The 12,746-nt window shown below is 66.4% G+C and carries 10 protein-coding genes and 2 pseudogenes; 5 read left to right on the plus strand and 7 right to left on the minus strand.

All coding sequences use genetic code 11. From position 1 onward, the window contains the following. Positions 1-23: 23 nt before the first annotated feature. Together ROP_RS18115 and ROP_RS45270 are read right to left on the minus strand one after the other, a co-directional pair. Positions 24-698: a DUF1345 domain-containing protein gene (locus ROP_RS18115; RefSeq protein ID WP_148222492.1), complete on the minus strand. Its 675-nt coding sequence runs from the start codon at positions 696-698 to the stop codon at positions 24-26. Positions 699-754: 56 nt separating this feature from the next. Further along, a pseudogene (locus tag ROP_RS45270) lies at positions 755-1,470 on the minus strand (alpha/beta hydrolase). On the opposite strand from ROP_RS45270, the gene ROP_RS18125 reads away from it, so the two are divergent. From ROP_RS18125 to ROP_RS18140, 4 genes and pseudogenes are all read left to right on the plus strand, one after another. Then, on the plus strand, positions 1,469-1,843 hold the full coding sequence (locus ROP_RS18125) for a hotdog domain-containing protein (RefSeq protein WP_012690857.1): 375 nt from the start codon (positions 1,469-1,471) through the stop codon (positions 1,841-1,843). The pseudogene ROP_RS45270 and the gene ROP_RS18125 overlap by 2 nt on opposite strands. 5 nt (positions 1,844-1,848) lie before the next feature. Continuing rightward, positions 1,849-3,003: pseudogene (locus ROP_RS18130) on the plus strand (NAD(P)/FAD-dependent oxidoreductase). Positions 3,004-3,036: 33 nt separating this feature from the next. Then, entirely contained in the window at positions 3,037-3,738 is a 702-nt protein-coding gene (locus tag ROP_RS18135; protein WP_012690859.1) for a hypothetical protein, read from the plus strand. Further along, positions 3,735-5,093 (plus strand): flavin monoamine oxidase family protein, encoded by a 1,359-nt coding sequence (locus tag ROP_RS18140; protein ID WP_012690860.1) that lies wholly within the window; start codon positions 3,735-3,737, stop codon positions 5,091-5,093. The genes ROP_RS18135 and ROP_RS18140 overlap by 4 nt, the downstream gene beginning before the upstream one ends. Positions 5,094-5,162: 69 nt before the next feature. On the opposite strand, the gene ROP_RS18145 is transcribed toward ROP_RS18140, so the two are convergent. Continuing rightward, entirely contained in the window at positions 5,163-7,340 is a 2,178-nt protein-coding gene (locus ROP_RS18145; RefSeq protein WP_012690861.1) for a glutamine synthetase III, read from the minus strand. Between the two features lie 244 nt (positions 7,341-7,584). Here ROP_RS18145 and ROP_RS18150 point away from each other — a divergent pair, with 244 nt between their 5' ends. Beyond that, positions 7,585-8,073, plus strand: a complete 489-nt coding sequence (locus ROP_RS18150) for a hypothetical protein (protein WP_012690862.1) — start codon at positions 7,585-7,587, stop codon at positions 8,071-8,073. Here the strand turns inward: ROP_RS18150 and ROP_RS18155 are convergent. The 4 genes from ROP_RS18155 to ROP_RS18170 form a co-directional block, all read right to left on the minus strand. Beyond that, positions 8,070-8,771, minus strand: a complete 702-nt coding sequence (locus ROP_RS18155; RefSeq protein WP_012690863.1) for a PAS and ANTAR domain-containing protein — start codon at positions 8,769-8,771, stop codon at positions 8,070-8,072. The two genes, ROP_RS18150 and ROP_RS18155, sit on opposite strands and share 4 nt — an antisense overlap. Before the next feature lie 92 nt (positions 8,772-8,863). Then, positions 8,864-9,241 carry a lipopolysaccharide assembly protein LapA domain-containing protein gene (locus ROP_RS18160; RefSeq protein WP_012690864.1) on the minus strand — a complete coding sequence of 126 codons (378 nt, stop codon included), beginning with the start codon at positions 9,239-9,241 and terminating at the stop codon, positions 8,864-8,866. Positions 9,242-9,723: 482 nt separating this feature from the next. Further along, on the minus strand, positions 9,724-10,404 hold the full coding sequence (locus ROP_RS18165; RefSeq protein ID WP_043824941.1) for a GAF and ANTAR domain-containing protein: 681 nt from the start codon (positions 10,402-10,404) through the stop codon (positions 9,724-9,726). Positions 10,405-10,498: 94 nt separating this feature from the next. Beyond that, positions 10,499-12,646: a catalase gene (locus ROP_RS18170; protein WP_012690866.1), complete on the minus strand. Its 2,148-nt coding sequence runs from the start codon at positions 12,644-12,646 to the stop codon at positions 10,499-10,501. Positions 12,647-12,746: the final 100 nt, after the last annotated feature.

Raw genomic sequence — 12,746 nt, forward strand, 5'->3', positions numbered from 1 at the left:
ACGGATGGCTCAATCGAAGGCACTCAGGCGCCGGCGAGGACGGACACGACCGACGCGACTGTCACCGTGTTGAAGACGAACGCGATCACGGCGTTCACCGCGACCGTCCGGCGCATGGCATCGGAGGTCACCTCGACATCGGTCGTCCCGAAGGTCGTCATCACGGATACGGCGAAGTAGACGTAACTGGCCCACCGCGGTGGCGGGCCGGGAAAGTGCAGTCCCTGGCCCTGCTCGACGACGTTGTCCGCGTAGAAGGTGATCGCGAACGACACCAGCACGCAGGTCCAGGACACGACCACCAGGACGACCGCGACGCCGATCCGGAGTGGGTCCGGCAGAGCGCCACCGCCACGACCCGGCAGCCACACCACCGCGACCGCGAGTGCGATCGCCGCCATGAAGAGGGAGACCCCGGGACCGGGAGCGGTGCCCAGGACATAGCGCTGCAGTACCGTCCCGCGGCTCTCGCGTTCCGCCCACTGCTGCACCACCGTGTCCGGTGCCTGGGAGAACGCCACGACCGTGACCACGAGATATGCCACGAGGTAGAGGAGGAGCACGATCACGCTCGCGTCGGCGACGCCGAGGAAAGCCGACCCCGGGGCGCCGAGAAGTACCGCCGCAACGGCAGCCACCAGCAGGCTCGCGCCGGAGCGGCGGCGCTCGGAGAGCCACCTTCCAACGAATGGAGACAAGGCGCGGGCCCCTTCCTTCGTCGAATTGCCGCCGTCCGGCGGTGAGTCCCAGTCTTCTATGCCCGCGCGACCTCGCGCAGGTGCAGGCACACCTCGTCGATCGCCTGCTTCGCCTGCGCGAAGACGCCGACTTCGGTGACGAAGCCGTGGAAGACGCCGGGATACCTGGTCAGCGAGACGGGGACACCTCCGCGCCGCAGCCGCTCCGCGTAGGCCTCGGCGTCGTCCCGGATCGGGTCGACCTCCGCGGTGAGGATCAGCGCAGGCGGCAGGCCGCGCAGCGACTCGGCGCGCATGGGTGCCGCGAGGTGGTCGTCCGCCCGATGTCCCGGGCCGACGTACTGGTCCCAGAACCAGCGCGCGTCCGGGGTGCTCAGCAGCGGCGCATCGGCGAATTCCGACCACGACGGCGTGGTGAACGAACCGTCGACGGCGGGGTAGGCAAGTACCTGAGTCACCGGGAGGGGGCTGCATTCGTCGCGCCGGTGCAGGCAGAAGCGGCGGCGAGATTACCGCCGGCAGAGTCGCCCCCGACCGCGATCCGTCCCGGATCGATGCCGAGTTCCGGTGCTGTCCGGGTCAGCCACGCGTAGGCGTCGAGGCAATCTTCCAGCGCTGCCGGGTAGGGGTTTTCGGGTGCCAGCCGGTAGTCGAGGGACACGACCGCCCAGCCGGATGTGCACCGAGATCGCGAAGAGCGGATACCCCGGCGTCGAGATCGACGGCGAAGCAGAGTCCCGCCACCTCGGCCCGATCCATCTGGAGATCTCATGAGCAAGGCAGTCCACCGGCGATACGTCGCATTCTCCGATGCCCACTACGCGGGCAATCTGGTCGACGGCGCCTTCGCTCTGAAGTTGTTCGGAGACGTCGGCACGAACCTGTCGATCGAGACCGACGGCCACGAGGGACTGTTCGCCGGCTACTCGTCGGTCGAGTTCCTCGCCCCGATCCGCGGCGGCGACGTCGTCGAGGCCGAGGCCGAGCTGGTGAAGAAGGGCAACCGGAGCCGGACAGTCGATTTCGAGCTCCGGGTGATCTGCCGCGGCTCCGACGGCACCGGTCGCTCGCAGGTCCTGGAGCCGCCCGTGGTCGCGGTGCGCGCTCGCGGCACCGCGGTCATCCCTGCGGACGAGACGGAGTAACGAAGATGGAGCTGATTCACGAGACCGGGTGGGCGGCACCACCCGCCGCTGTCGAACCGCCCCTGACCGGTGACATCGACTGCGACGTGGTCGTGATCGGCGGCGTCGGCGGCATGTCGGCTGCGCTTCGCCTCGCCGAGAAGGGCACCGACGTGGTGCTCCTCGAGGCGCAGACGCTCGGCTGGGGCGCCAGCTCCCGCAACGCCGGATACATCACGAACTCGATCGCGGCCGACCCGGAGCTGCTGGGTTTCCTGCTGAAGCGCGAACGGTTGCGCACCCTGTACCGGTATGCCGAGAACGCGGTGCACTTCGCCGAGGACGCCATCGTCCGCCACGGAATCGACTGCGGCTACAAGTCGGAGGGCATCGTGATGGCCGCCGTCTCCAAGGGTCAGCTGCGGCACGCGCGCCGCAACGCGAAGGTGATGGCCGAGGCCGGGTCGTCGGCCGAATTCGTCGAGGGCCGGGAGGCGGGCCTGCCGGACGGCTTTCTCGGCGGAATGCGTGAGGGTGTCGGGGGCACGCTCAACCCGCACGCCCGACGCGATCGTCGCCCTCCGCACGCCCGACGCGATCGTCGCCCTCCGCAGACCGAGGACGAACTCACCCTCGCTGGTCGAGACCGAACTCGTTGCACCCGAGCGACTCGACGAGATCGGCTGGACCAGCCCCGCCCCGCTGGTCACGCTGCACATGATCATCGAGAGCTACCGCGTCACCCCGCGCGGCACCATCGTGTTCGGCACCGCCGCGTGCAGACCGGCCGGAACCCGCTGCCGGACCGCACCCCGGCGCGGAATGTCGCCGACGACCTCGTGCGCGGATTCCGCGAGCGTTTTCCGGGCCTGCGCGACGTCGAGCCGCAGCAGGCGTGGGGAGGCTGGATCGGCATGAGCTCCACGTGGCTCCCCGTCGCCGGTGAGGCCTCCGACAACGTGCTGTACTCACTCGCCTGCAACGGCCACGGCTTCGCCCAGGCGCAGTACGTGGGCCACCTGTTGGCGGACCGGGTCGGCGGCGCGCCGCTGCACGACGACCTCGCAGCGATCTGGCACGGCCGCAAGCGCTTCTGGCCCAGCCTCGTCAGCGGGCCCGCGTTGCACGCGACCTGGCTCGCCGACCGAGCCACCGACCGCCTGGCCGCCCTCACGAACTGACCATCGGTGCCCGTCACCTTCCAAGGAGAAATCATGTCCATTCGAGAACTGCTCTTCGCGGTCGCGGACATCTGGATGATCGCCGTCGGATTCACCTACGGGATCAAATTCATCCGGAACTACAAGAACTACCTGCTCGGCATCGAGTGGATCATCGTGGCGACCTCGGGATCGAACTTCCTGATCTACGGGCTCATCAAGGCCGGTCACGACAGCCCGATGTACTTCTTCGCGTCGTTCTTGGACGCATTCTCCCGGTCCGTCGGTATCACGCTGATCCTGGTCCTCGGGCTGATGAAGGTGACCCATCGGTACAAGCCGTCCGTGGCGGTGGACATCGGCGCCTTCGCCCTCGCGGCCGTTGTGGGTTTCCTGCTCACCGGGTACCAGAACGAGATCGGCGCGCCGGCGAAGATCTTCTTCGTCGTGGTCAACGTGCTCACCACGACCTTCCTGATCTATTTCGTCAAGCGCCTGTGGGACATTCGCGAGCGCGGGCACGCCATCTGGGCCGCCGTCGCCACCGCCTGCGGATTCGTCATCGCCTCGATCTACGACTTCGTCCACATCCCGGGCGACGACTCGGAGCACACCATCTTCTACATCCTCGCACTGTCCACGTGGGGCCTGCAGATGTTCACGTACTACCGCGCGTACCGGGCGTTCGACGCCCACAACAAGGCCGATTCGCCGGCCCTTCCCTCTGATCGATCCGAAGTCAGGAACCAAGCATGACCACATACGAAGTGCATGAGGAGACCGCCGAGGTCGTCGTCGTCGGCGCCGGAATGTCGGGGTTGACGGCGGCCACGACGCTGGCGCCGGAGGCCGACGTGGTGGTGCTCGAATCCACCGATCGCACGGGTGGCCGGGTCGAGACCGTCCGGAAGGGCGACTACTGGATCAACGTCGGCACTCAGTTCACCGAGGGCACAGGCACACTGATCGATGCCCTCGACCGGCACGGCATCGAGATGGGCTCGCTCGCGGGCAAGAGCGTCGCGCTGTACCTGAACGGCGGTGTGGTCGACACCTCGAATCCCGTCGCGCTCATGTTCCGCACGCGGATGACCATGATGGACCGGATCGGCATGGCCATCGTCGGTGCCCGCATCCTCGCCGTCATGCCGTTCCTGGAGTCGCAGAGCCGTGTCGCGCAACGGGTTCGCGCCAACCTCGACACCAAGCTGGCGTCGTACCTGCTGAGGGGCGTCCGGTCGAAGCTGGCCGCCGCGGTCGTCCGGTCGTGGTCGGCGCAGTGGATGGGATGCGAGGTGGAGGAGACGGCCGCCACCCAGTTCGTCACGTCGGTCGGTCTCGCGCTGGCCGACCCGGAGAAGATCCCGAACTTCTCGCTGCCGGTGGGTGGCAACCAGACGTTGACCGACGTGCTGGCGGAAGATCTCGGTGACCGGATCCGGCTGAATTCGTCGGTGCACTCCGTGCGGCAGGACGGTGGCGGCGTGGTCGTCGACTACCTCGACGGTGACCGGCAGGTGCGGCTGCGGGCGAAGCGCGCGATCGTGACCGCGCCCGCCGATATCGCCGAGCGGATCATCCCGGACCTCACGCAGCAGCATCGGAATGCGTTCAACGACATCACCTACGGCCGGTACGTGATCGTCGGATTCTTCACCGACGAAGTCGGGCCGCAGCGCTGGGACGACTACTTCGGTGTCTCGACGCCGCAACTGTCGTTCCAGGCGATGTTCAACCACGCCGCGGCGATGCGGACCGGCGACGACCGCAAACCGGGTGGAGCACTGGCCTGTTTCGCAGGCGGCGCCCACGCCGACGCGTTGTTCGACCTTCCGGACGAGGAGATCGTGTCGCGATACCGGCAGGACCTGCTCGCGGTGTTTCCCGAGCTGGAGGGAAAGCTGGGCGAGGGCATCGTGCGGAAGCACCACCGGGTCGTGCCCTTCTGGGCGCCCGGGCGGAGGAATTCGCTTCCGACGCTTCGTGATCCGCTCGGCGACATCTACCTCGCCGGCGACTACCAGCTCGATCTGCCGTCGCTCGCCGACGCGGCCACGTCCGGCGAGCGTGCGGCGAACGCTGTACTGGCGAGCCTGGGACGGTCGCGTTAGACAGACAGGTCCGGAACCTACGGCGACTTCCGCCGTAGGTTCCGGACCTCGATTGCGTGTGGAACTACGTCAGAGGACGTAGAGCATCTCCTGGTACGTGGGCAGCGGCCAGAGGTCGTCGGCCACGATGTCCTCGAGGCTGTCCGCCGCTGCGCGAACGGCGGCCATGGCGGGCAGGAGGGCGTCCTTGGCATGCGTGGCCTCGGACAATGCCTCCGATTCGCCCTGAGCGGCGAGCGCCGACTTCAACTCGGCGAGCGCGGCCCGGAGGTTCGCCAGGGGTTCCGACACGGCCTCGAGTGCGGACAGGTCCGCGTCCACGCCGGCCGCCTTCAGCGCCGCGACGTTCTGCGCCAACTCGGTCTGGTAGCGAATCGCGGCGGGGAGGATCGACGTCTGTCCCAACTCCAGGGTCAGCCGTGCTTCCACACCGATCGTGAGCGCGTACTGCTCGAGACCGATCTCGTAGCGCGAGTGCATCTCCCGGTGGTTGAACACCTGGTACTTGCCGAACAGTTCGACCGCCGATTCGGTGATCAGTTCGGGCAGCGCGTCGAGGGTGGTGCGCAGGTTCGGCAGTCCGCGCGCGGCCGCCTCATTCTGCCAGTTCTCCGAGTACCCGTCCCCGTTGAACACGACGTCACCGTGGTTGGTGATGATCTCGGTGAGCAGGTTCTGCACTGCTGTGTCGAAGTCGGTTCCGTTCGCGACCGCGGTCTCGAGTTCGGTGGCGATGTAGTCGAGGGACTCGGCCATGATCGTGTTGATGGTGACGATGGGACCGCTGACGGTCTGCATCGAACCCGGCGCCCGGAATTCGAACCGGTTGCCGGTGAAGGCGAACGGGCTCGTGCGGTTGCGGTCGCCCGGATCGGTCGGGAGCACGGGCAGGGTGTCGACACCGATCTTCATGGTGCCCTTCCCCTTCGACGAGGTGGCCGCCCCCTTCGCGATCTGCTCGAACACACCGGCCAGCTGATCTCCGAGGAAGACGGAGATGATGGCCGGGGGAGCCTCGTTCGCGCCGAGTCGGTGATCGTTGGTCGCCGAGGCGACGGAGGCGCGGAGCAGGCCGCCGTACTTGTGCACACCGCGGATGACGGCGGCACAGAACACGAGGAACTGGGCGTTGTCGTGCGGGTTGTCGCCGGGCACGAGGAGGCTGCCGAGTTCGGAATTACCGAGCGAGAAGTTGACGTGCTTGCCGGAGCCGTTGACACCGTCGAACGGCTTCTCGTGGAACAGACACGCCATGCCGTGCTTCTTGGCGATCGTCTTGAGTGTCGTCATCAGCAGCTGCTGGTGGTCGGCCGCGATGTTGCCGCGCTCGAACATCGGTGCGATCTCGAACTGGCCGGGGGCGACCTCGTTGTGCCTGGTCTTCGCCGGAATACCGAGCTTGAACAGCTCACGTTCGGTGTCCATCATGAAGCCGAGAACACGCTCCGGGATGGCGCCGAAGTAGTGGTCGTCGAACTCCTGACCCTTGGGCGGCTTGGCGCCGAACAGGGTGCGGCCGGAGTTGAGCAGGTCGGGCCGGGCCAGGAAGAAGTGGCGGTCGACGAGGAAGTACTCCTGCTCCGGTCCGCAGAACGAGACGATGTTCTCGACGTTCTCGTGGCCGAAGAGCGTCAGGATGCGTTCCGCATGGACACCCATCGCCTGCTGGGACCGCAGGAGCGGCGTCTTGTGGTCGAGCGCGTCGCCGGTCATCGACACGAACACCGTCGGAATGCACAGGGTGTTGCCGTTCGGGTTCTCCAGCACGTACGCCGGGCTGGTGACGTCCCACCCGGTGTAACCGCGCGCCTCGAACGTGTTGCGGAGCCCGCCGTTGGGGAAGCTCGACGCGTCGGGTTCGCCCTGCACGAGTGTCTTACCTGCGAATTCGGCGAGCGCCGACCCGTCACCGACAGGGTCGAAGAAGCTGTCGTGCTTCTCCGCGGTCAGGCCCGTGAGGGGGTAGAAGACGTGCGCGTAGTGCGTGGCGCCCTTCTCGAGCGCCCAGTCCTTCATCGCCGACGCGACCGCGTCGGCGACCATCGGGTCGAGAGGCTTGCCCTTCTCGATCGTGGCGATGACGGACTTGTAGACCGACTTCGGCAGACGCTTCTGCATCACGGTCTTGCTGAACACGTTCTGACCGAAGATCTCGCCCGGCTTCTCGTCGTCGACGAAACTGACGGCCGGAGGCACATAGGCCTCGACGTCCTTGATCGCCTGCAGACGGACGGCATTCCCACTCATGTGTTTCTCCCTCGCGTGTACCCCGCGGATGAGGTGGGGGTGCGTCGGGGCAACACTGTACGAACGGAACGTAACGTCAATGTTTCGTGCAGATTTCTCGGCCGTGTCCGTCGCCGTGACGGTGCTCACTCGGAGTCCCCTGAGGATAAGGCGTACGGCAAAACTACACCGTTCGGATTCGGTACGTCGGTCGAGGTGCACCAGGGACTGTGTGGCGGTGTCCCGCTTCGGGCACTCTCGAAGTATGGGATCGGACGCGGACAGGCCCACCAGTTCGTCGGCCGCGGCGGTCGGTGGACGGCTGATGCGCCTGGCCGGTGACCGTGACGCCGCCCGGTTCTCCGACGAGATATCCCGGGTGTGCGCCGAACCACATGCGGTCGGAGAAAGACCGGAATACAAGGACGTGCTCGCCTGGGTTGTCGATGCGATCGTCGGGGTGGTCGTCGCGCGGCTGGGCGCCGCGGGACCAGGGGAGAGGTTCATCCTCGATCTGCGCTTCACGGACGGCGGGTTCGTCGACGTCGACGCGTTGTCGGCGTCGGAGCGATGGGTGCTGCGGACGGTGTCGGCGTTCCTCGCCGAGGACCTCGCGGAGGCGCAGCGGGCGATGACCGCTGCCGAGCAATTCGACGTCACCATGCGGGCGGAGACCCTGGCCGATGCCCTGATCTGGCTCGACTTCGTTCTCGACGTCGACCTGCCCGACCCGCCCGACGTCACCACCGCCTAGCGGGGGCTGTCGGTCGGAACGCTCGGTCCACCCGTGTCTCCCGCCCCGTGGTCGTGGTGCTCATGGGCGGTCAGGAGCAGGTGGTCGAATCGGGCGCGGAACGAGTCGGGGAGGGTCGCCTCTGCGGCGAGGGCGTGCACGAAGCGTTCGGCGAGCGTGCGGAGCTTGGTGTTGGTTTCCTGCGAGCGCCAGGTCAGGATGCCGAAGGCTCGTTCGGAGGAGATGCCGTAGACGAGCATGAGCGCACCCTTGGCCTGCTCGATCACCGCCCGCGACTTGGCGAGTTCGGCGACGGCCTCGGTGAGCGCGCGGTTGTATCCGCGCGGGTCGGTCTCCAACGATTCGGTTACGTCGATGTAGTACCCGGACGTGCCGGTGACCTGACCGCTCTCGTCGAACATGCGGTCGCCGACCACGATCACGTGGTGGATGCGACCGTCGGTGTCGATGATGCGGTGTTTGCTGCAGAACGGCTCGCCGGCGTGGATCATCTTGTCGAACAGTGCCGCGACCTGCGGTTGATCGTCCGGATGTTTGTGGGACAGGAGGAGTTCGGTGGTCGGGGTGACCTCACCCGGTCGGTAGCCGTGCATCCGGGCGACGGGGTCGGACCACTGCCAGCGTTCACCGTCGAGGTAGAACCGGAAACTTCCGCCCTGTGGGGGTGCATTCGAGCCGAGGAGTTCACCACTGTCCACAGCCTCACCCGCTGTTCTCTGCGCTCGACCGGCCTTACCTCGATGCCATTGCCAGTATGCCGAGCGCGCACGTCGGAGGGTGCACGAATCGGTCAGGAAATCAGCTTCCGCTGCCGAGTCGCGGCCCGGCGGATCTGCAGAATCCTGATGCTGCCCACGAGTGCCACGATCACCGCGCCGGCGATTGCGGCGAACAGAAGCGTGACACCGAGCGGGACCGTGAACTCCCAGGCGAACAGCTCCAGAACGACGCCGTCGAGATTCTGGAGGATGAAGACGAGCAGCAGGACGAGGACGAGAGTTCCGATCACCAGCCCGGTCCAGGTCGCCCCGGTACGGGTGTGCCGAATCCCCTTGCCTCGGGCCACCTCGGGCGGTACATCGTGCGCGCCGGGGCGGGACGTCGGGTTGTCGCTACCCGCCGGGACATTCGGTCCGGCGCCCGGAGTTTCTTCGAAGGGACGTGCCATGAAAATCGAGTACCCCGACCGGCATTCGCCAATCCGGCTCGCTGGCCGACCTGGACGGTCCTGCCGGCTGTGGACTCAACCGGCGGGACCTGGTGACGGCCGTGCCCGGGCGCGGCCGAAACCTATTGGTAGGAGTACCCATAAGGCCTTCGCCGTCCAATGCGACATTGGTTCACTCAGCCGGAACCGATGTGACATTGGGCGACACAGATCAGTCCGCCCAGAGAGGGTTTCTGGAGGTGGACACGATGTTGATGCGTACGGATCACAGTTGGTGGGTGCCACTCGCAGCGGACCCGGAACTTCAACGCATCCTCGCCGCCTACGCGCTGCTCCGCGACCCCCGACCGTCGTGCCGCCTACGTACGCGGCCGAGTTCTCGCTCCGGATCGGGCCGCTTTGCCGGCACCGGTGAGTGCGGGGTCAGCCACGTCCGCGAGTGGGTGATCCGACCGTCGATCACCCTCACCCGTACACGCCGGTCACCTGCGTTCGATGACCTGCTGCGCGACGACGTTGAGTCGCGTGTTCGTTTCCTGAGACAACTTGGTGAGTAGTTCGAAAGCTTGAATCGCGTCGATGGCGAACCGTTCCATCAGCATGCCCTTGGCTTGCCCGATGATGTCACGGGAGGAAATCGCGGATCGGAGCTGTTCTTCGGTACGCGCCGCCGTCAATGCCAACGCCGCATGAGCCGCCAGAACTTCGACCATGGCTTCTTGCTCGGGGCCGAAGGCGTTGGGTTCGAACGCGAAAAGGTTCAGAGCTCCCATCTTTTCCCGTGCGGTGTACAGCTGGAAGGAAATGGAACTGAGGATCCCTGCGTCGACAGCGGCTGCGGTGAACTGTGGCCACCGCGTATCGGAGCGAAGATCGTCGCTGCGGACGACGAGATTCTTGATCGCCGCCACCACGCATGGTCCCTGCCCGAGCTCTTCTTGTACGGAGTCGAGTTTCCGGAGCAGCGGCGACGTGGGTGCCACCGTCTCGAACTTGGTTCCCTTGGATACGAGGAGGATTCCGGCGCAGGACTTGGAAGGAATCAGGTCGACCGCGGAGGCCGTGACCGCCCGGAGTCGCTCGTCGACCGTGCGGGGCGCAGACAGGGTTCGTGCGAGCGTAGCCATGGTCTGACTGAGGTTCTCGGTGTCCGATGTGTTCATGCCAACCCCTTCGCCGTGCGTGGTCTCCTTCACAGACCTCTGCGCCCACAATCAGCTGTGCCTACGACGCGAGTACCCCGAAGGTGATTCCGCATCACACGGAAATGGGAGTCCGTTCCCAGGCGCGATGAAATTTCATCAGCGCCGTGAGGCCGTCGAACAGTGCAGACGCGTCGTCGGCGATCACGATGCCGGGGGCGTCGCCGGGAATGCGGGCCTCGTCGAGGAGGGGGCGACCGGTGGCCCATCCCCCGATCGCCTTGCAGTGCCGGAATGCTTCCGTCAGCAACACGAGCACCCGTGGGTCCGACGTCGGAGTCGCGACGACGACGGCGTCGAACTCCACCGACCGCATCGTGAGGAATGTTCGCGACACGGGCACGGCGTTCTTGCCCGAGCCCAGTTCGCCGCCGTGCGGCCCGATGACGAGCGGCACCATGCTGTTCTTGCCGATCTTCTCGACGAGGTCGCCCACCTCGGACAGATCCGACTCGTCGTCGGCGACGATGCCGATGATCCGACCGTCCAGCGGCCACTCGGCTCCGACCTGCGACAGCGCGGGGCTGGGCGTCGGCGCGATGTCGTACGCGACGGTCGGCTCCGGTATCCGGAGGCCGAGCCCCTCGGCGACCGTCGCGCACAGGCCGGGGTCGATATTCGCGACGACCCCGAGGGCGCGCTCCTTGATCGCCCGCTCGTAACACTTGCCCAGCTCGAACGTGTAGGCCTGGGCGACGTGTGCCTGCTCGACGGCGCTGAGGCTGGCGTAGAACAGTCGGGCCTGCGAGAAGTGGTCGTCGTAGCTGGCGGGTGCGCCCCGCAACTTCGTCGTTTCGGGCATCGGGACCGGTACCTCGACGAATGCCGTGTCGACCCCGGCGAGGAAGGGACAGCCGGCGTCGAGGGAGTTCGGCCGGTACGGTGCAACCCCGGGATGGACCCCGCTCTGGTGCATGCCGTCTCGCAGCATGTCGTTGACTTCCGCATGCGGTCGATTGATCGGGATCTGCCCGAAGTTGGGCCCACCGAGCCGGCTGATCTGGGTGTCGAGGTATGAGAACAGCCGCGCCTGAAGCAGCGGGTCGTCGGTGGTGTCGATCCCCGGGACGAGGTGCCCGGGGTGGAATGCCACCTGCTCGGTTTCGGCGAAGAAGTTCGTCGGATTCGCATTGAGCGTCATCAACCCGATCGGTTGTACCGGCGCCAATTCCTCGGGCACGAATTTGGTCGGATCGAGCAGATCGATGCCCTCGAACATCTGCTCCGGGACATCGGGGAACGCCTGGATACCCAGTTCCCACTGGGGGTAGGTGCCGGACTCGATCGCGTCGGCGAGGTCGCGGCGGTGATAGTCGGGGTCCATGCCGTTGACGATCTGGGCTTCCTCCCACACCAGGGAGTGCACACCCAGTTTCGGCTTCCAGTGGAATTTCACGAGTGAACTGTCGCCCCCAGCGTTCACCATCCGGAATGTGTTGACCCCGAATCCTTCCATCATTCGGTACGAGCGCGGGATGCCTCGATCGGACATGTTCCACAACGTGTGCGCGGTGGCTTCGGTATGCAGCGACACGAAGTCCCAGAAGGTGTCGTGCGCACTCTGTGCCTGCGGGATCTCGCGGTCCGGGTGCGGTTTGCCGGCATGGATGATGTCGGGAAACTTGATGCCGTCCTGAATGAAGAACACGGGAATGTTGTTGCCCACCAGGTCAAAGGTGCCTTCGCCGGTGTAGAACTTGGTCGCGAACCCTCGGGTGTCGCGGACGGCGTCGGCCGACCCCCGGGAGCCGAGCACGGTGGAGAATCGGACGAAGACCGGGGTTTCGACGTCCTCGGCGAGGAACGCCGCCTTGCTGATCGGTTCAGCGGAGCCGTATCCCCGGAAGACACCGTGGGCGGCGGCGCCGCGTGCGTGCACCACCCGCTCCGGGATCCGCTCGTGATCGAAGTGCGTGATCTTCTCGCGCAGGTGGTGGTCCTGCAGCAGGGTCGGTCCTCGCTCACCGGCCTCGAGGGAGTGATCGGTGTCGTACAGACGCGCGCCCTGCGCGGTCGTCAGGTGTGCTCCCTGCTGGCCACGCGCCGTGGCCGGTCCCTCCACCGGTCGCCCGGTCGCGGTTTGCAGTGCGGGCGCCTGCTGGTCGGACTTGGGCGGCAACGGCTCGGTGGGCTCCGTGGGCTCGGCGACCGCCGGGGTGCCGGACCCGGGTGTGCCGGGAATGGGCGGGTTCTTCTTGGGCACGGCGTAGCTCCTCGCTGAAAAAATCGATGGGATCGGCGCCGCAACGTTGCTGTACGGTCTGCTCTTCTCGGAGTGCCCAGACGTTCGCAAAACGAATCAC

Source organism: Rhodococcus opacus B4 (assembly GCF_000010805.1).
GTDB classification, from domain to species: domain Bacteria; phylum Actinomycetota; class Actinomycetes; order Mycobacteriales; family Mycobacteriaceae; genus Rhodococcus_F; species Rhodococcus_F opacus_C.